The following is an 18,972-nucleotide window of genomic DNA, read 5'->3' as shown; positions in this document are numbered from 1 at the left end:
CCTGTAACGGATTCGAGCGGGATTATATTGTCTTCCATAAAAAGAGGGGCGTCCTCAAAAGTCGGTTATTTTACCGACTTTTGGGACAGCCCCTTCTTTTTTTATTCTTTTTGATTACTCCATCATTTTTGTTATCGGTTGGTAAATAAAATCGATCAAATCATTGGGGCCAGCAATATTAGGGAAATAGACAAGTAATAGCGCAAGGCCCCAGCCTATAACAGATAAAACGACAAAAGCTTTCTTTTCTTTTTTTTGTTCTGGATTGATTTTTGGCCACTCATAGAGAGCGATGAGGCCGACGAGTAATGTGATACCAATCGCGTTTACGATGTTTGGCATTATTCTTCCACCTCACCTTCTGGCAAACCAGTTGGTTCAGAAGAAAGTCCTGGTCGATGAATAATCGTTTCAATGTCAAAGTCAACTTCGACCTCGGCAAATTTTTCATCCCATTGGTCTCTGACTTCATCCCATTTTTCAGGATACTTGCGACGAAATGTTTCACCGAAACCAAAAACATCTAATTGAAGATCTTGTTGGACAACCTCTAGTGTTTCTCGCATTCGATCTTCAATTTGTGTGGCTAATTCACCTTCCAACATCTTAACGTTATCGACCTCTTTTAAGTCTAAGTTACTGGCATTTTGGAAGATGTCATCTTCACTTTTCGCCTCAACGAGAATTTTCCACGTACCGCCTTGAATTTGCGGCTTGAAATTAACGTCGGAACGAATCATATACATAGAGATTAACCCTTCACTCCGTTCGGGTGATAGTGTGACCGTTGCGCCTTCAATCTCGTCACGTAACCACATGACACCACGAGTGATGTCCATGTCGATACTTTCAATCATTTTGTCTCTTTTAAACAAAGCAGCTCGATTTCCCATTAAATCCGTTTGTTCCTCCTCTTTACCAGCGTCCTGAGGTAATGTCTCGACCATTGGTAAAACCCCGTGTTCACCTTCACTTTCAAGGGCCCGTAAAAAATCTAACGTTGTAACATTGAGGCCAGCTTGAAATTCGGACAATTCGGCTAATGTTTTCGTGGTACTTACTTCGAGGTGTGGTGTAGCAGCAAACACTTCTTTTGGGTTCTCTTCAGTGACATAGATATAGTTTCGTAACCGTGTTTGTGGTTGGCGAGCGAAGAAGTCAAGGGAGCCATGGACACCTTCTCTAGCCATGTTTTCACTCATGATGATCGCTTCCATCTGTCCCCAAAATAACTGTCGTGACAATTTTTGTTGGAGTGTAGAGGTCGCATCTACGACGGTTTGTCCTGTGGCTGACTCGACGTATGTTTGGGCGCCCCCTTGTTCTTCTTCTTGTCCTTCTTGAGCAGTCACAATTTCAACGGAAAGATCAATAAGACCTTCGTCGGTTATATCGATCCCTGCACCTAATACAATGGCAAGGTCATTGATTTCTTGTCGGTCCCAACAACCACTTAACAATAATGTGAGTACACTAAGGAAAATGAGAAGACGACATCTATGTAAAATTTTTTTGCACTGAAAATGATTCATGAAATTTGCCTCCTCAACCTAAGCGCGACGTTTTTTAATGAATGCAATGATGATAAGAAGTATTGGCAGAGCCACTTGAAACGTTAATAAGTACCATGGGGCTGGCGTTCCTAAAAAATCTTTTAAATCAGCAAGGTTATCTCCGGACCATCTAGCAAAAATAATGATAAGGAAGCCAAACGGAAGGACAACGGCTTTGTATTCTGAAAGCTTTAGCCATTGAGCTGTTCCTAAAGAAAGGGCGTAGTAAAAAACACATATTTTCACAAAGGCACCAGCGACCCAGAGGGCCATAACGACAGATTCAAGGTGTTCAAAAAATTCCGCCACACTTACGTACCGGGCTGCAGACATCACTGGGTAAAGGATCGAATCGACAAAATCACCGAACAAAAATAAGGCAACTAAATTAGTCATTGACAATGTCACCATAACGAAGATGGCGGTGGTCATTCCCCATTTCAACCCGTTCTCTTGATCAACTAAATAAGGAAGTAAAAAGGACATAACAAAAAATTCACTGAACCAAGCTTGCGGTGCGATCGACCCTTTTAAAGCCGGAGTAACCCCTTTTTCAAAGACCGGTAACATGTTTGTAGGATCTAAGTCGTTGATTAATAATACAATGAGCACAAAGATTAGAAAGGTGACGACAGGTACGAATATGAGCGCGGTTCTCGCAACGACCTCAAGACCGCCACGTACTGCAAAGGCGCAGACGATGATGATGGTTCCGTAAATGACTTGCATTGGTGTATTTAATAGAAAAACACCGATGACAAATTCGGCGTATTCTCGCACGATGACACCATTTAGGTGAAGGTACAAAAATAAGAAGAGAAAGCCAATCGCTTTTCCTAACGGCTTACCAAGAATTTCTTCACTATATTGAATCACCGTTTGTCCAGGATAATATTGATGTAACTTGTAAGCCAAATAAACCGTTAAAAAGCCAATGCTCGAACCAATAATGGGGGATATCCATAAATCGCGACCTGCATTTTCTGCTGTGAGAGAAGGAACGATTAAAACACCGGTCGCGATAATGGCTGGGTACATTAAAATGGCCATTTGCATAGCCGAAATTCTTCCTTTTTCAATCATTTATGATTCCCCTCCGCGCTCAGGACTAGGCTTTTGCTGAGGTGATTGTCGGTTCTTATTACTCTCACCAGTCAAGCGTGGTCTTGTGTTTTGCGCCCATTTTGGTACACGCATCATCACGTCTTTCATATCACTAAAATTAGCCGGTGCCATTGGTGCTAAATAAGGAACACCGAAGGATCGTATTGAGCTTAAATGGACGATAATCCCAATTAAGCCAACCATAATGCCAAGTAAGCCTAACATACCGGCTAAGAATAATAATGGAAAACGGAGCATTCGAATGGAAATCCCTGCGTTGTAACGAGGGATCGCAAATGACGAGACACCTGTTACAGCAACGACGATAACCATCGGGGCCGATACGATCCCCGCTGTTACTGCCGCTTCACCAATAATTAAACCACCAACGATACTGACGGCAGGTCCAATTTGTTTCGGGAGTCTAAGACCTGCTTCACGTAACACTTCAAAAATGACTTCCATTAAAAACGCCTCGACCATCGCGGGGAAAGGGATTTGTTCTCTGCCGGTGGCAATACTTATCATCAGCGCCGTTGGCACCATTTCGTGATGGTAGGTAAGTGCCGCAACATATAAAGATGGTAAGGTTAAAGCGATAACCAAAAACAAATAGCGTAACCAACGAATAGTCGTACTGATGAGAAACCGTTGGTAATAATCTTCCGCTGATTGCATCAGGGAATAAAACGTTGTCGGCGCAACTAAAGCCATCGGTGATCCATCGACGAGAATAACGACATGTCCTTCTAACAAATAGGACGATGCGACATCCGTTCGTTCAGTATTGAGGATTTGTGGAAACGGTGAATATGGATGGTCTTCTATCATTTCTTCAATATTTCCACTTTCTAAAACGGCATCGACTTCGATTCGTTTAAGGCGGTTTTCTGCCTCTTCAATTAAAGTTGAATCAGCAACTTCTTCTATATAAGCGATAGCGACATTTGTACGACTTTGAATGCCAATCTTCATCGTTTTTATTTTTAAACGTGGGCTTTTTATCCTTAGTCTTAACAAAGCCGTATTGACGATGAGTGGTTCGATGAAGCCATCTCTTGGGCCTCGGACGACTTGTTCTGCTTCTGGTTCATCGACCGATCTCATCTCAAATTGTTCAACGGAGAGCGAACACCCAGTCGCATTTCCATCAAATAAAATAATGGGGTGTCCACTAGAGACTTCTTCAATCAATTCGTTAAATGTATGCACTTTCGTGGCTTCCGAAATGGTAAGGTGTTGTTCGATGATGGTATCGATATTGTTCGTCGTTAACTCTGCATCTTTCATCAGAGGGGTTAACACATTTTCATTTATTTCTTCAGTATTGCAAAGACCGTCTATGTAGATCATTAAACCTTTCGTTCCATCACTTGCTGAAAATGGCCGAATAACGATATCAAAACTATTATCATAAATGGCATGAATCACTTCTTCGTTTTGCTTTAAGTCTATTGAGAGCTCTTTTGGTTGCTCTTCTTTTTCATTTAATGCTTTGACGGTCTCTTCTTTAAAATTCTGGTTTGATTTTTTCATTTTTTGCGTAAATCTGCGAATCAAGGTGTCACCCCCTCTTCCTTCATAAGAATTGTTTTCTTCGTTAGTTTGAGGAGGATGTAAAAAATTATTCCTTTTATAGAAATGATTCTTTTTCGAGGTGGTAATTTGATTTGGTTTCTCGTATGTATATAGGAACAATTGAAAGGAGGGACAACAATGGACGACATGTATTCAATTCTGGAAGTTTTAGAAGTCAGTGAGCTCAAGAGTGTCTTAGCAACGGTGATTCATGTTGAAGGATCGGCCTATAAAAAAGAAGGGTCTTTGATGTTGTTTCAAGAGACAGGTAGACAAATCGGGATGATTAGTGCTGGTTGCTTAGAAGAGGATCTTTCCTATCATGCAAACGAGGTATTGCATGATGGTCAGTCTAAAACCATCAAGTATGATTTGCGAGAGGAATCAGACTTCATGTGGGGGCAAGGAGCCGGCTGCAATGGTGTGATCTATATATTATTGCAACCCGTTGATGAAAAGCGAAAACAAGAGCTCCTACTTTTGAAAAGGCATGTTGAAGAGGGAAAGTCTGTTTTGCATACAAAAAGGTTAACAAAAGCGTTTCATTTGATTGATGAACAATTTTATGTAAAGAAGGGTCAATCATTTAAAACAGCTGAACAAGCGTTTCCGGTGTGTGAACATGAAGGCTTATTTTCTCAACCAACACAAATGCGTATATGTGAAGATACAGAAACCTGCATTTATACACATACTTATCAACCTAAACCGCGGCTTGTATTATTTGGTGCAGGATTAGATGCGATTCCTTTTGTAACCTTAGCGGCGAACACTGGATTTTCAGTCACAGTGTGTGATTGGCGCCCGGGTATATGTACAAAGGAAAGGTTTCCAGAAGCGGAGGATTGTATCATTGCCTTTCCAAAGGAAATCTCCGAGCGCGTTGACATAAGAAAAGAAGATTTCGTCGTAATCATGACGCACAATTTCCTACAAGACCGAGAGATTCTCAAGCAAATCTCACATGTCCCTGTCCGTTACTTAGGAATTTTAGGAGCTAAAAAAAGAACAGAGAAGTTACTTGAAGGGATAGAAGTTCAAACTGATGTACACACACCTGTTGGCTTAAATATCGGTGCGCGTGGCGAAACGGAAATTGCGATTAGTATCGTTGCAGAATTGATCCAGGTTGTCCGACATGGCGTGAAAGAAGAGGTAGGGGTACGGTGAGCCCTTTTATCGTCGGGATCTACCTTGCTGCAGGCCGAAGCCAGCGTATGGAAATGAACAAGCTCATGTTACCAGTAGGTGATTCTTCTTTAGGGAGTTATGGTTTGTATACGATTCTCAACTCTCATGTCAATTTCACAACGATTGTCACCCGTCCGTTCGACCGTTTATGCTGGCTTGATCAAACACTCCGACATGAAGGGGATTTAGAATATATCCGTTGCGAAAAAGTGGATTCTGGAATCAGTGAATCTATAAAGACAGGCGTCAGGCGTGCTTTAACAATCGGTGCCGATGCAGCAGTCGTGTTTCTTGCAGATCAACCATTTGTGTCAAAAACGTTAATTGATAAGCTGATTGAAGCCTATCGAAAGCAAACAAATGCTTACTTTGTTGCTTCGTCATGGAACGGGAGAGTACGGCCACCTGTATTATTTTCAAAACACGCTTTTTCGGGACTACTTGAATTACAGGGTGATCAAGGGGCTCGTGAACGATTGACAGGTTCATGGAGGAATAAGGGTCAGTTTGTCGACTATGAGGATGAGGCTTGTTTTTTTGATGTTGATACGAAGGAAGATTACAACCGAGTGAAAAAATTAGCGGTAAACAAAGCGTACTACCCATACAATGTAGAGGAATGACGATCACAGGAGGGTGGAACGTTGGAAAACATCGGTGATAGTGTCATACGAAAAGAGGCGCTGGAAAAAGTGACAGGTAAGGCGAAGTATACACATGATGAGCGGACGAAAGGGATGTTCTATGCAAAAAAAGTGATCAGTCCCTATGCACATGCGAAAATGACTGCTAAGGATACGAGTGAAGCTAGGAAGGTAAAGGGTGTTCGCGCTGTGATTACAGGTGAAAACCTCCCACTGATAGGAGAAGAAGTTCGCGATCGTCCTCCTATTGCTACAGATAAAGTTCGTTATCATGGAGAAGTTGTCGCACTCGTCGTTGCTGATACACCTGAAGTGGCAAAACGTGCAGCAAATCTCATTCACGTAAGTTATCAACCATTGCCGACAGTTCAATCACCAAGTCATGCCATTGAAGCAAACGCACCGCTCGTGCATGAAAATGTTGCTGAATACGAAAAAGATGAAGGGATTGAACCGATCCCAAAGTCGAACATTTCTAACCATACAAAAATTCGTAAAGGTGATATTGAAAAAGGCTGGCGCGAAAGTGAAGTGACGGTTGATGAGAGCTTCTCTTTTTCCCCGTCTGATCATACGGCGATGGAAACAAGAAGTGCGAAAGCGGAAATTAAAGCAAACGGATCTGTTGTGATTGACACGTCATCGCAAGCGCCATTTATGGTCAAAAAGTTGATGAATGATTATTTTGGTATCGAAGTAGGAAAGGTGATTGTCAATACGCCACTGGTCGGTGGGGGTTATGGAGGCAAAGCGTCTGTTCAGCAAGAAATTCTTGCTTACATTGCTTCAAAAGCGGTCGGTGGAAGGCAAGTTGAAGTATTTTATTCCCGAGAAGAAGATATGATCACAGCCCCATGTCACATAGGTTTGGATGCGAAAGTGAAGCTTGGGGCGACGAAGGAAGGAACGTTAAAAGTAGCTGAAATCGTCTATTTATTCGACGGTGGCGCTTATTCAGATAAGGCGATTCATTTAAGTCGTGCTGGCGCTGTTGATTGCACGGGGCCATACAAAATTGATCATGTTAAGTGTGACTCTTATAGTGTATACACGAACCACCCTTATCCTGCGCCATATCGTGGATTTAGTCATTCTGAAGTGTTATTTGCATTTGAGAGAACAATGGACATTCTCGCAAAAAAACTCCACATTGATCCTCTACAATTACGCGAAAAAAACGCGATTCTTCCAGGACATACAACACCTACACAAGTACGTCTTAATAGAAGTACAATCGGTCATGTTCCAAAGTGTATTGAAAAAGTAAAGAAGCTTATCAATTGGGATGAGGGCGAACTTGTTGAAGTAAATGATCGGATCGTTCGGGCTAAAGGGGTCAGTTGTTTATGGAAAACGTCAACGATCCCGACAGATTCAACATCAGGTGCGATTTTGACATTTAATGAGGACGGAACGGTCAATCTCATGTCAGGTGTCGTTGAAATCGGGACGGCAACGAAAACTGTATTAGCACAAATGGTCGCGGATCGTTTACGTATAGATGTTCGCGATGTTCATGTGCGAATGAAAGTTGATACACAGACGACACCTGAGCATTGGAAGACAGTTGCTAGCCGTGGGACATTTATGGCAGGAAGGGCAGCCCTTGCAGCAGCAGATGACGCATTGACGCAATTAAAAAAGATCGCTTCAACGATATTGCGAGCGAGGGTCGATGATTTAGATGTTGGGAACGGTCGGGTGTTTTTGCGAGAGGAGCCATCAGTTGGTCTTGAATTTAAAGATATTGCCTATGGCTATACGTATCCAAATGGGAACGCAATTGGCGGGCAAATTATCGGGCGAGGAAATTATATTTTGCGACATCTGACCGAATTAGACCCAGAAACGGGAAAGGGAAATCCTGGTCCTGAATGGAGTGTCGGAGCGCAAGCGATTGAAGTTGAATTTGACCGTAGAGATTATACGTATAAAATGTTGAGGGCTGCATCTGTCATTGATGTGGGAAAAGTATTAAATGAAAAATCTGCACGAGGGCAAGTGACAGGCGCGATGAGTATGGGGTTGGCTTTCGGAGGAAGGGAAACCTTTGTTTTTGATGAACAAGCGAGGGTATTAAATCCTCGATTAAGAACATACAGACCGATTCATTATGGGGAGCATCCAGAGTACATCGTTGAATTTGTGGAAACGCCCCATATCGATGCCCCATATGGAGCGCGGGGGGCTGGTGAACAAGGTTTATTAGGAATGCCTGCCGCACTTGGTAATGCGTTATCAACCGCGGTGGGGGTCCCTCTCCGTCAACTACCGTTAACGCCTGAGCTCATTTGGCGAACGAAGGAGGGGATAGGGGAGTGATTCCGTTTGATTTTGACTATTATAAGCCTTCGTCGGTAGAGGAAGCGGTGCGATTATTTGAGTCATTGCGCCAGCAAGGCAAACAACCGATGTATTTTTCTGGGGGAACAGAAATTATCACCTTTGGAAGGTTAGATTATTTATACACGAATGCGGTCATTGATATTAAAGGAATATCAAAGTGTCAGATGATGACATTTAAAGGAGAGAATTTGTATTTAGGCGCAGCGGTTTCTTTAAGTGAGATTGAAGAAGCGAACCTGTTTCCATTGCTTACGAAAACATCGAGTGAGGTTGCTGATCATACAGCGCGAACGAAAGTGACACTAGGTGGGAACATTTGTGGGAAAATCTTTTACCGTGAAGCTGTGTTACCTTTTTTAGTCTCTGAAAGTGAAGTCGTGATCGCTAGTAGGGAAGGGGAGGAAACACGGCCGATCCTTGATGTATTTCAAAAATCCCTTCAACTAGAAGAAGGCGAGTGTCTCGTTCAACTAGTGACAAACAAGAAAATGATCGAAGCGGCAAATATCAGTATCAAAAGGCGTAGACAATGGGATACAGGATACCCTGTTATTACGGTCGTAGGTATTAAGGTAGATGGTCAGTTAAGAGTAGCAATAAGCGGGTTATGTTCTTTTCCGTTTCGTGCCAAGGAAATGGAGCCTTTCTTAAATGATACAAAACGACCGTTAGAAGAGCGTGTATCATTGGCCATTCGTCATGTACCCGCTGAGGTTTTACATGATTCGGAAGCATCTAGCGATTATCGGATGTTTGTTTTAAAAAATACGTTGCTTGATGTGTTTGAAGGGTTAGAAATGGAGGAGGTAAGGTGACAAAAGTAGCCGTCACTTTAAACGTAAACGGGGAAGAAAGTGAAGTCCTCATTCGACCTGCAGATACGCTTTTAGATGTATTAAGAGAAAACCTGGGTTTAACGGGTTCAAAACCAGGGTGTTTAAATGGAGACTGCGGTGCTTGTACGGTTATTGTCGGCAAAAAGCCGATGAAATCTTGTCTTATGCTTGCCATTGAAGCTGTCGATCAAAACGTCACGACAATTGAAGGTTTAACAGATGCAACGGTGCAACGAGCATTTGTTGAACATTTTGCCTTTCAGTGTGGCTATTGTACACCAGGGTTTATAATGAATGTTCATTCTCTTAAGGAAAATCATCCCGAAGCAGATGGTGAAACAATCAAATCGTGGATGGATTCGAATATATGTCGATGTACAGGATATGAAGAAATTGAAGCTGCTGTAAAATCAGTTTTGTATGGTGGTCAAGAACATCATAAACGTTAGTAAAAGCAGCTGAGTGATCTCTAACTGGTTTACTTGAGAGGTGAAAACAATCAAAACGCAAAGGGGGCGCATGGGGTTTCACACAAGAAATCTCATGCGTTTTTATTGCTCTATCAATGTTTTATCACTAAATCGTCGTGAAAACTCATATTATTCCCCTCCTGTAACATGGTTGGAGTTTCAGGCAGTTAGAGTGGGAAAAATTTGTGGACCTGTCCGAACCCAAGAGGTTCTTCGGACAGTTAGAGGAGCAAAAGCAGTAGACCTGTCCGAACCCAAGAGGTTCTTCAGACAGTTAGAGGAGCAAAAGCAGTAAACCTGTCCGAACTCAAGGAACCTTCGGACAGTTTGAGTAGCAAAAGCAGTAAACCTGTCCGAACTCAAGGAATCTTCGGACAATTTGAGGAGCAAAAGCAGTAAACCTGTCCGAACTCAAGGAATCTTCGGACAGTTAGAGGAGCAAAAGCAGTAAACCTGTCCGAACTCAAGGTGTCTTCGGACAGTTAGAGTATAAAAAACTGTGAACTTGTCCGAACCCAAGGAACCTTCGGACAGTTTGAGTAGAAAAAGTAGTAAACCTGTCCGAACCCAAGGAACCTTCGGACAATTTGAGGAGCAAAAGCAGTAAACCTGTCCGAACTCAAGGAATCTTCGGACAGTTAGAGTAGAAAAAACTGTGGAACTGTCCGAACTCAAGGAATCTTCGGACAGTTAGAGTAGAAAAAACTGTGAACCTGTCCGAACCCAAGGAACCTTCGGACAGTTAGAGTAGAAAAAGCAGTAGACCTGTCCGAACTCAAGGAATCTTCGGACAGTTAGAGTAAAAAAAGCAATAGACCTGTCCGAATCAAAGGGTTATGTTGAACAAATTAACTAGAAAACAATAGTGGATAGCCATCTTCAAACCCTTATTTAATTGTGAATAATATTGTGATTTGTGTTGTGATATTTATCCAATTTCTCATGTGATTTGGTCTGCGACTTATGATTTTGCACCTAGCAAGTAACTTGTTAGAGTGACCTCAGTTACTTTTTTGATGGATAAAAGTCACCTTTCCGTTATAAAAATGTGAGAAGAACAAGTGAGATTATCACATAAAAATAAAATGATTTTGCACCCTAAAATATAGGAGTGTGAAGATCATGGAAGGCAAAACTACTTGGGATGATATCGTTGAATTAAGTCAGCAATTGAAAGAGGCAAACTTTGATTATTGGTTAAATGAGAATGTATTTACGTTCAATTGGTGGTTACTTTTCGTTCTTTCGGTTAGTTTGTTTATCATTTGGATCGCTATTTTAGATAAAAAAAGGGTTGTTGAGGTTGTTACATATGGATTAATGGTTGCATTAACTGCGGAAGTTTTAGATGTGTTTGGGGTTTCGTTCATGTTATGGGGGTATCCGTATAAGGCTACACCGTTAGTTCCGCCAATTCTTACAATTCATTTAGGAATGATGCCTTATCTTTATATGATGGTGTATCAGAAGTTTACAGGGTGGAAGTCGTTTAACAGCGTGATGTTGCTACTGGCAATCGTCTTTGCTTTTGTTTTAGAGCCGATATTAATTTGGTTGCAAATATATGAAATGTACCAGTGGGAGCATATTTACTCGTTTCCGTTTTACTTTATCATCGGTGTGATATTTAAATGGCTTGTTCAAAAGTTCATGCAGATGGATCATCATTATTGAAAAAGTATTTGTTGGAAGGGTAGTATGTGGTCGGTTAAAGTTTTAAGTGATTCATTTTGATATATTAAAAAGGCAGCTGAAATCGGCGATGATTTCGCTGCCTTTAATTGTTTATGGAAAATGATGCTAATGAACAATTTTAACCGTCATAAGCATTCAATGCATTGGCACTATGGGTGATGGCAGAACCAACTTTTAAAGACGTAGCAACGAAAATTGCCTCTGCTACCTCTTCGGGGGAGGAACCTGTTTTCTTGGCGCCCTTTCCATGAATGTTTATGCAATAAGCACATCCAGTAACATGCGCACAAGCTAAAGCAATTAATTCTTTTTCTTTTTTGCTTAATTTGCCTTCTTTCATGCTTTGTTGATCAAAGTTAACAAAAGCTTCAAACGCTTGATTATTCAAATCGGAAAGTTCTTTAATTCTTGAAAAATAACTTTTTTTATAAAGTTCTTCATCTTCATGACCGTCATATGTATTGAGTGCGTTGACGCTATGAGCGAATGCAGCACCGCCCTTTAAAGCTGTTGCAACCATAATCGCTTCAGTCATTTCTTCTTTTGAAGCTTCTTCTTTTTTTACGTTTTGCGTATGAAGTTCGATGCAATAAGGGAATCCCGTTACGTGGGCAACAGCTACGGCAATGAGTTCTTTAAATTTCGTTGTCAATTTTCCAGGAGCTAATGCTTTCTGATCAAAGTCAATAAAAGCTTCAAATACTTCTGGTGCGTAGTCTTTTAATTCAGAAAGACGATTGAAATAAGATTTTTGATATAATGATTCGTTACTCATAAATGGCCTCCTATAAATCGTTAGTAAATGATGAAAAACACTGAGTCAAAGTACCATAAAAAACATTGATGTCATTTTATGAAAATGACGCTTTCAGGTGGAAAGGATCTTACTGAGCACCTAAAGATCTATCACATTTCAATTTTGGACCTCACATTCATAGGTGATCGTCATTTTCAGGATAACAGAGGCATATGATTCAAAAAGGGACAACACAACCTTATATCGTAAACATCTATGAAAAGGAGAGGTGTAAATGAACTTTGAGTTAACACAAGAACAGCAATTACTCAAAGACATGGTTAGGGATTTCGCACAAAATGAAATCGCTCCCAAAGCTAGGGAAATCGATGAAACGGGAGAATTTCCTATTGATACTTTCAAAAAGATGGGTGAATTAGGTCTTTTAGGGATTCCATTTTCAGAGGAATACGGAGGATCAGGAGGTGACACCGTTTCTTATTCGTTGGCTGTTGAAGAAATCGGGAGAGCGTGTGGAAGTACAGGGCTGAGTTATGCTGCAGCTGTTTCGTTAGGGGCGAGTCCACTCTATTACTTTGGTACTGAAGAGCAAAAGCAAAAATATTTAGTACCGTTAGCTTCTGGGGAGGCATTAGGTTCATTTGGATTAACAGAACCGAATGCTGGCTCTGATGCTGGTGGAACGCAAACGAAAGCCGTCTTAGATGGAGATGAATATGTCATTAACGGTGAAAAGTGTTGGATTACAAATGCTGGATTTGCAAAAACAGTCATTGTAACGGCGGTTACAGGTAAAGATGCTCGAGGAAAAAATATCATATCAGCATTCATCGTCCCGACAGATACACCGGGTTTTACGATCAATAGCAACTATGACAAGATGGGCGTCCGTGGCTCGAATACATCTGAGCTTATTTTAGAAGATGTTCGTGTTCCGAAAGAAAACTTATTAGGTGATCCTGAAAAAGGTTTTAAACAGTTTTTATACACATTAGATGGGGGCAGAATTTCGATTGCTTCATTAGCGGTCGGTATTGCTCAAAGTGCATTTGACGCCGCGCTCGCCTATTCAAAAGAACGAAAGCAATTTAGCCAACCGATTTCCAACTTCCAAGCGATTCAATTTAAGTTAGCGGATATGTCAATGGAAATTGAGTTAGCCCGCAATATGGTATTAAAGGCAGCTTGGTTGAAAGACCAAGGGAAAAAGTTTACGAAAGAAGGAGCCTATGCAAAGTTATTTGCATCTGAAATGGCGACGCGCGTATGTAACCAAGCGATTCAAATCCATGGTGGCTATGGATATATGAAAGAGTATGGCGTTGAACGCATGTTACGAGATGCAAAGTTAATGGAGATTGGAGAAGGGACATCAGAGATTCAAAGGTTAGTAATTGCTCGTGAATTAGGGTGTGGTGAAAAGAAAAAAGCGAAGGTGAACGGGTAGTCTCATCGAAAGAACATCTCTTTAAAGAACATGTCCATAAAGGGAGGCATCTTGTGTGGCAGAGACTTTAAATGTAACAATAGGAAAGTTGTTAGAACAAGTCGCGAGTAAACAACCAGAACATGAAGCGTTAGTGTATACTGATCGCGATTTAAGGTATACGTACCAAGAGTTTGATAAGCTGTGCCGAAAAGTTGCAAAGGGGTTCATGAAGTTAGGGGTTGAACGCGGGGAACATGTTGCCATTTGGTCGACGAATCGCCCTGAATGGGTAACTTCTCAATTTGCGACAGGGAAAATGGGTGCTGTGTTAGTAACTGTAAATACAAATTACCGGACATCGGAACTAGAGTATTTATTGCAGCATTCAGACGCATCGACGCTCATTCTTATGGACTCATTTAAAGATGCATCCTATATCGATATGTTGTATGAAATAATACCGGAATTAAAGTCAGCAAAACCTGGTCAACTACAGTCTGAAAAACTCCCACACTTAAAAAATATTATCTTCTTAGGAGAACAGAGGCACCCGGGGATGTTCAATTGGTCTGATATTTTAAAGATGGGTGAAGAAGTAAGTGACGAAGCCCTACAACAACGAATGGATCGTTTAGAAGCGGACGATGTCATTAATATGCAATACACATCAGGTACAACTGGTTTTCCTAAAGGGGTGATGCTCACCCACAATAATTTAACGAACAATGCATTTAATATTGCTCAGTGTATGAATTTATCTTCAAGTGATCGCCTTTGTATTCCAGTTCCATTTTTCCATTGTTTTGGCTGTGTGATAGGAACGATGGCATCTGTGACGGTTGGGGCAACAATGGTTCCTGTCCAAGAATTTAACCCGCAAAAAGTGTTACAAGCGGTGCAGGATGAAAAGTGTACAGCGCTGCACGGTGTTCCGACGATGTTTATTGCAGAACTTAACCACGGTGATTTTGAAAAGTATGACTTATCGTCATTAAGAACAGGCGTGATGGCAGGTTCGAACTGTCCGATTGAAGTGATGAAATCTGTTGTGAATCGTATGGGTGCTGATGAGATTACGATTGCTTATGGGCAAACGGAATCATCACCTGTCATTACACAAACGAGAGTTGATGATCCACTTGAATTAAGGGTAGAAACGGTCGGACGCGCGTTACCGAACGTGGAAGTGAAAATTGTCGTACCTGGAACAAATGAAGAAGTACCTCGTGGTGTCCAAGGTGAGTTATGTACACGAGGGTATCACGTGATGAACGGTTATTATAAAAACCCAGAAGCTACAGCGGCGACAATTACAGAAGATGGTTGGCTTCATACAGGTGACTTAGCCGTGATGGATGAAAACGGATATTGCCGAATTACAGGGCGGATGAATGATATGATCATTCGTGGTGGAGAGAATGTGTACCCACGGGAGATTGAGGAATTTTTATATCAGCATCCTAAAGTACAAGATGTTCAAGTTGTTGGTATTCCAGATAAAACATATGGGGAAGAAATTTCCGCTTGGATTATTTTAAAAGATGGAGAGACCGCAACAGACGAAGAAATTTATCATTATTGCCACGGAAAAATTTCTAAGTTTAAGATTCCACGCTATATTCAATTTGTCGATGAATATCCAATGACAGCTTCAGGGAAAATCCAGAAATTTAAGCTAAAAGAAAAGGCGGTTAACGAACTTCACTTGGCTGAATAGACCGAGGAACTTAAAAGATATCACCCAATTTGTACTTTCTTGAAGAATAATAACGTTTTATTTTCATATCATTATTGATGAACGTTTAATTAAAATATTTTAAAAATTTAAAATAATCAGACCTCTAAGGGGCAGTGGTATTAATTCAATTATGAGGTGATTTTATTGTTCGAAAAAGTTCTAATTGCAAACCGTGGTGAAATTGCTTGTCGTATTATTCGAACATGCAAAAAACATGGGATTTCAACAGTTGCCATTTATTCAGAAGCTGATATTGATTCACCGCATGTAAAAATGGCTTCCGAAGCATATCTCGTTGGGAAACCACGTGTCAATGAAAGCTATTTAAATATCGATAAGATCCTAGAAATTGCTCAAGAAGCAGGTGTGGATGCGATTCATCCCGGATATGGTTTGTTATCGGAAAATACGACATTTGCTAATCGTTGTGAAGAAGCGGGTATTCGATTTATCGGACCTGATTCTTCGGTCATCGCTCGCATGGGTAGTAAAGTAGAAGCGCGTAAAGCGATGGTTGAAGCGGGGATTCCTGTAGTACCAGGGATTGCAAGACCGTTACTTGATGTAGAAGATGCCGTTGAGTTGGCGAAAGAAATGAACTTCCCAGTGATGTTAAAAGCTTCAGCTGGTGGCGGTGGAATTGGTATGCAAATCGCTAGGGATGAAGATGAACTAAGAAAAGCTTATGAAGGGAATCAAAAAAGGGCAACAGACTTTTTTGGTGACGGAACGATGTTTATTGAAAAATGCATTGAAAACCCACGCCATATTGAAATTCAAGTTCTAGCTGATGGTGAAGGCAATACCATTTATTTATGGGAGCGGGATTGCTCTATACAACGGCGCAACCAAAAAGTCGTTGAAGAAGCACCGTCTATATTTTTAGATGAAGAAACGAAAGTCAAAATGGGAGAGACTGCAGTAAAAGCTGCTAAAGCCCTCAATTATACAAATGCAGGAACCATTGAATTTCTTGTTGACGAACAAAAGAATTTCTACTTTTTAGAAATGAATACCCGCTTACAAGTAGAACATCCAGTGACAGAAGAGATTACTGGCATTGATCTTGTTGAAGAGCAACTGAAGATTGCAGCTGGGGAGAAATTATCTTTCGCGCAAAGTGATGTCAAACGTGAAGGCCATGCGATCGAAGTACGGATTTATGCGGAAGACCCGAAAACATTCTTTCCTTCACCAGGTAAAATCACTACTTTTCTTCCATCTAAAAAACCTTACGTTAGGAATGAATGTGCGGTGAGCGAGGGCTCAGTCGTAACACCACACTATGATCCAATGATTGCAAAATTAATCGTTAAAGGAAAAGATCGTGAAGAAGCGATTGAATATCTATTACACGCTTTAGATGATTACAAAGTTGAAGGAATAAAAACGAATATTCCGATGCTGCAAGAAGTGATTGGCCATGAAGCTTTTAAAAATGGAGATGTAACAACGAAATTTATAACAAAGTATTTAAAGCGCTAATCAGATAGAGACCATGAGTCCCCCCTTAGTGCCGGGTAAGGAGCTAAGGAGGGGCTCAAGACAATCGATCATCATTAAATATTAAAGGAAGAGGGATATAAAATGAGCGAAGTGAAATCGAATATGGCAGGAAACTTATGGAAAGTGTTGGTAGGTGAAGGAGAGCGGGTAGAAGAAGGTCAAGATGTCGTGATTTTAGAATCAATGAAAATGGAAATTCCGATTGCTGCAGAAACTAGTGGGACGGTTAAACAATTGAAAAAACAAGAAGGGGACTTTGTTGACGAAGGGGAAGTTTTGCTGGAATTATCATAGAGAAATATCTTCTTCTTTTCTAAACTCCTTAATGTCAGGGGGGAGCTCATGAATTTTCCGAATAAAGTTGATGTTAAAGAGGTCGGTCCTCGAGATGGGCTACAAAATGAACAAACCTTGATTTCTACGGAAGATAAGGTTTCACTGATTCATCAATTATCAGATTCAGGGTTGAAATATATTGAAGTTGGTTCGTTTGTGAATCCGAAATGGATTCCAGCGCTTGCAGATACATTAGAAGTGGCAAAGAAAATGAAGCGTCATGATGATATCACGTATTCAGCATTAGTCCCTAATCAAAAGGGACTTGAGGGAGCGATCGAAGCAGGGATTGATGAAATATCCGTCTTTATGTCAGCTAGTGAAACGCACAATAAAAAAAATATTAATAAATCAATTGAAGAGACGTTTCCTGTACTAAAAGCTGTCATTGAAGAAGGAAGAAATGCTGGTAAAACGACGAGAGGCTACATATCAACCGTTTTTGGATGCCCTTATGAGAAAAATGTAGCTGTTGAAAATGTCATTAGGGTGGCCGAAAACTTATTTGAAATGGGCGTTGATGAACTGTCTCTCGGTGATACGATCGGTGTTGCAAACCCGAGTCAAGTGCAAACGGTTTTAAATGTGTTGCTTGATAGGTTCCCGCGAGAACGGTTAGCGATGCATTTTCACGATACGCGAGGAACAGCAATGGCTAATATTGTTGCTTCTCTTGATATGGGGGTAACCACTTTCGATGGATCTATTGGTGGACTAGGTGGTTGTCCATATGCGCCTGGTGCATCGGGCAACTTAGCGACAGAAGATTTGCTTTACATGCTTCAAGGCATGGATATTCAAACAGGTATCAACCAGGAGAAGTTACTTTTGGCAGCACAGTTTATTGAGAAGAAAATTGGGCGGCCTCTTCCTAGTCATAATTTGCAAGCAGCTACCGCAAAAAGTTGTTGAAAAAATTTATTATGAGCGTTATGAGGAAGATGCTTGAAAACGGAGGCTGATTGTTTTGGGTAAATTCGTTCTATATTCAGTTAATGATGAAGGCGTTGCGACTGTGACATTAAACCGGCCAGAAGCAGCGAATGCATTATCATTGCAAATGCTATATGACCTCCAAAACGTTCTTTATGAAATCAAGTTTGATCCAGCGGTACGTTGTGTGATCATAACCGCTGCTGGGGAAAAGGTTTTTTGTGCAGGGGCAGATTTAAAAGAGCGCAGAGAGATGGACGCTGTCGAAGTTCGAAAGACGGTCTCTCTCATCCAAGAAAATATTAACGATGTGGAAGCGTTGCCTCAACCTGTGATTTGTGCATTAAACGGTAGTGCCTTAGGCGGAGGATTGGAGCTAGCGCTAGCTTGTGATATTCGAGTCGCTTCTGAACATATCAAGCTTGGCTTAACAGAAACCTCACTAGCGATTATACCAGGGGCAGGCGGGACACAGCGTTTGCCGAGATTGATAGGGCGGGGGAAAGCGAAAGAAATGATTTTCACAGCCAAACGTATTGCTGCTGATGAAGCGGCGCGGATCGGTTTAGTTGAGCATGTTGTTCCAAAAGGGGAAGTTGTTGATAAAGCGGGTGAGTTCGCTCAACAAATATCAGCCAATGGACCCGTTGCTCTTAAACAAGCAAAACTTGCGATTGATAAAGGAACAGAGGTCGATTTGAAGACAGGTCTAGCCATCGAAAAAAATGCCTATGAAGTGACGATCCCTACCAAAGATCGGATGGAAGGTTTACAGGCATTTAAAGAAAAGCGTGCACCGCAATATAAAGGGGAGTAGGTACATCTATGAGCAATGAGTTGAAGAATCGTCAGAAGG

17 protein-coding genes are annotated in these 18,972 nt (G+C 41.2%); 12 read left to right on the top strand and 5 right to left on the bottom strand.

What is annotated here, in order from left to right:
- Positions 1 to 114 precede the first annotated feature (114 nt).
- Genes HNQ41_RS02120 through HNQ41_RS02105 form a run of 4 tightly spaced genes read right to left on the bottom strand, consistent with a single transcriptional unit; the run spans position 115 to position 4,193 of the window.
- A complete protein-coding gene (locus HNQ41_RS02120; RefSeq protein ID WP_184662755.1) occupies positions 115 to 342 on the bottom strand; it encodes a hypothetical protein in 228 nt (75 codons plus the stop codon).
- A complete protein-coding gene (locus tag HNQ41_RS02115) occupies positions 342 to 1,532 on the bottom strand; it encodes a Ger(x)C family spore germination protein (protein WP_184662754.1) in 1,191 nt (396 codons plus the stop codon). Before HNQ41_RS02115 ends, HNQ41_RS02120 begins: the two co-directional genes overlap by 1 nt.
- A gap of 18 nt (positions 1,533 to 1,550) precedes the next feature.
- Positions 1,551 to 2,636, bottom strand: a complete 1,086-nt coding sequence (locus HNQ41_RS02110; RefSeq protein WP_184662753.1) for a GerAB/ArcD/ProY family transporter — start codon at positions 2,634 to 2,636, stop codon at positions 1,551 to 1,553.
- A complete protein-coding gene (locus HNQ41_RS02105; protein WP_184662779.1) occupies positions 2,637 to 4,193 on the bottom strand; it encodes a spore germination protein in 1,557 nt (518 codons plus the stop codon). It abuts the gene before it with no gap.
- A 180-nt stretch (positions 4,194 to 4,373) separates the two neighbouring features.
- On the opposite strand from HNQ41_RS02105, the gene HNQ41_RS02100 reads away from it, so the two are divergent.
- From HNQ41_RS02100 to HNQ41_RS02075, 6 genes are all read left to right on the top strand, one after another.
- The gene (locus HNQ41_RS02100) at positions 4,374 to 5,405 is read left to right on the top strand and encodes an XdhC family protein (RefSeq protein ID WP_246421448.1); all 1,032 of its coding nucleotides are present in this window, start codon (positions 4,374 to 4,376) and stop codon (positions 5,403 to 5,405) included.
- Positions 5,402 to 6,049: an NTP transferase domain-containing protein gene (locus HNQ41_RS02095; protein ID WP_184662752.1), complete on the top strand. Its 648-nt coding sequence runs from the start codon at positions 5,402 to 5,404 to the stop codon at positions 6,047 to 6,049. The genes HNQ41_RS02100 and HNQ41_RS02095 overlap by 4 nt, the downstream gene beginning before the upstream one ends.
- A 21-nt stretch (positions 6,050 to 6,070) precedes the next feature.
- Positions 6,071 to 8,392 (top strand): xanthine dehydrogenase family protein molybdopterin-binding subunit, encoded by a 2,322-nt coding sequence (locus tag HNQ41_RS02090; RefSeq protein ID WP_184662751.1) that lies wholly within the window; start codon positions 6,071 to 6,073, stop codon positions 8,390 to 8,392.
- Positions 8,389 to 9,231 (top strand): FAD binding domain-containing protein, encoded by an 843-nt coding sequence (locus HNQ41_RS02085; protein ID WP_184662750.1) that lies wholly within the window; start codon positions 8,389 to 8,391, stop codon positions 9,229 to 9,231. The genes HNQ41_RS02090 and HNQ41_RS02085 overlap by 4 nt, the downstream gene beginning before the upstream one ends.
- Complete coding sequence (locus tag HNQ41_RS02080; protein WP_184662749.1) at positions 9,228 to 9,701, top strand: 2Fe-2S iron-sulfur cluster-binding protein; 474 nt, start codon at positions 9,228 to 9,230, stop codon at positions 9,699 to 9,701. The genes HNQ41_RS02085 and HNQ41_RS02080 overlap by 4 nt, the downstream gene beginning before the upstream one ends.
- A 1,143-nt stretch (positions 9,702 to 10,844) precedes the next feature.
- The gene (locus tag HNQ41_RS02075) at positions 10,845 to 11,396 is read left to right on the top strand and encodes a CBO0543 family protein (protein WP_184662748.1); all 552 of its coding nucleotides are present in this window, start codon (positions 10,845 to 10,847) and stop codon (positions 11,394 to 11,396) included.
- Positions 11,397 to 11,535: 139 nt separating this feature from the next.
- Here HNQ41_RS02075 and HNQ41_RS02070 read toward each other — a convergent pair whose 3' ends face one another.
- Complete coding sequence (locus HNQ41_RS02070; protein ID WP_184662747.1) at positions 11,536 to 12,192, bottom strand: carboxymuconolactone decarboxylase family protein; 657 nt, start codon at positions 12,190 to 12,192, stop codon at positions 11,536 to 11,538.
- Between the two features lie 256 nt (positions 12,193 to 12,448).
- Between HNQ41_RS02070 and HNQ41_RS02065 the strand changes: the two genes are divergently transcribed.
- From HNQ41_RS02065 to HNQ41_RS02040, 6 genes are all read left to right on the top strand, one after another.
- Complete coding sequence (locus tag HNQ41_RS02065) at positions 12,449 to 13,621, top strand: acyl-CoA dehydrogenase (protein ID WP_184662746.1); 1,173 nt, start codon at positions 12,449 to 12,451, stop codon at positions 13,619 to 13,621.
- A gap of 55 nt (positions 13,622 to 13,676) precedes the next feature.
- Positions 13,677 to 15,320 carry a fatty acid CoA ligase family protein gene (locus HNQ41_RS02060; RefSeq protein ID WP_184662745.1) on the top strand — a complete coding sequence of 548 codons (1,644 nt, stop codon included), beginning with the start codon at positions 13,677 to 13,679 and terminating at the stop codon, positions 15,318 to 15,320.
- A 165-nt stretch (positions 15,321 to 15,485) separates the two neighbouring features.
- Positions 15,486 to 16,826, top strand: a complete 1,341-nt coding sequence (locus tag HNQ41_RS02055) for an acetyl-CoA carboxylase biotin carboxylase subunit (RefSeq protein WP_184662744.1) — start codon at positions 15,486 to 15,488, stop codon at positions 16,824 to 16,826.
- 102 nt (positions 16,827 to 16,928) lie between these two features.
- Entirely contained in the window at positions 16,929 to 17,141 is a 213-nt protein-coding gene (locus HNQ41_RS02050; RefSeq protein WP_184662743.1) for an acetyl-CoA carboxylase biotin carboxyl carrier protein subunit, read from the top strand.
- Between the two features lie 48 nt (positions 17,142 to 17,189).
- Positions 17,190 to 18,095 (top strand): hydroxymethylglutaryl-CoA lyase, encoded by a 906-nt coding sequence (locus HNQ41_RS02045; RefSeq protein ID WP_184662742.1) that lies wholly within the window; start codon positions 17,190 to 17,192, stop codon positions 18,093 to 18,095.
- A 55-nt stretch (positions 18,096 to 18,150) separates the two neighbouring features.
- A complete protein-coding gene (locus tag HNQ41_RS02040; protein WP_184662741.1) occupies positions 18,151 to 18,933 on the top strand; it encodes an enoyl-CoA hydratase in 783 nt (260 codons plus the stop codon).
- The last annotated feature ends 39 nt before the right edge of the window (positions 18,934 to 18,972 follow it).

The organism is Texcoconibacillus texcoconensis, assembly GCF_014202575.1.
GTDB lineage: Bacteria > Bacillota > Bacilli > Bacillales > Salisediminibacteriaceae > Texcoconibacillus > Texcoconibacillus texcoconensis.
Note: the sequence above shows the minus strand (reverse complement) of the source record. Positions and strands in the feature narration are given on the sequence as shown.

Bases quoted from the DNA above. Each gene is read 5' to 3' on its own strand.
- HNQ41_RS02110 (WP_184662753.1), bottom strand. From the start codon at position 2,636: ATGATTGAAAAAGGAAGAATTTCGGCTATGCAAATGGCCATTTTAATG.
- HNQ41_RS02070 (WP_184662747.1), bottom strand. From the start codon at position 12,192: ATGAGTAACGAATCATTATATCAAAAATCTTATTTCAATCGTCTTTCT.
- HNQ41_RS02105 (WP_184662779.1), bottom strand. From the start codon at position 4,193: ATGAAAAAATCAAACCAGAATTTTAAAGAAGAGACCGTCAAAGCATTA.
- HNQ41_RS02045 (WP_184662742.1), top strand. From the start codon at position 17,190: ATGAATTTTCCGAATAAAGTTGATGTTAAAGAGGTCGGTCCTCGAGAT.
- HNQ41_RS02065 (WP_184662746.1), top strand. From the start codon at position 12,449: ATGAACTTTGAGTTAACACAAGAACAGCAATTACTCAAAGACATGGTT.
- HNQ41_RS02050 (WP_184662743.1), top strand. From the start codon at position 16,929: ATGAGCGAAGTGAAATCGAATATGGCAGGAAACTTATGGAAAGTGTTG.
- HNQ41_RS02075 (WP_184662748.1), top strand. From the start codon at position 10,845: ATGGAAGGCAAAACTACTTGGGATGATATCGTTGAATTAAGTCAGCAA.
- HNQ41_RS02120 (WP_184662755.1), bottom strand. From the start codon at position 342: ATGCCAAACATCGTAAACGCGATTGGTATCACATTACTCGTCGGCCTC.
- HNQ41_RS02100 (WP_246421448.1), top strand. From the start codon at position 4,374: ATGGACGACATGTATTCAATTCTGGAAGTTTTAGAAGTCAGTGAGCTC.
- HNQ41_RS02115 (WP_184662754.1), bottom strand. From the start codon at position 1,532: ATGAATCATTTTCAGTGCAAAAAAATTTTACATAGATGTCGTCTTCTC.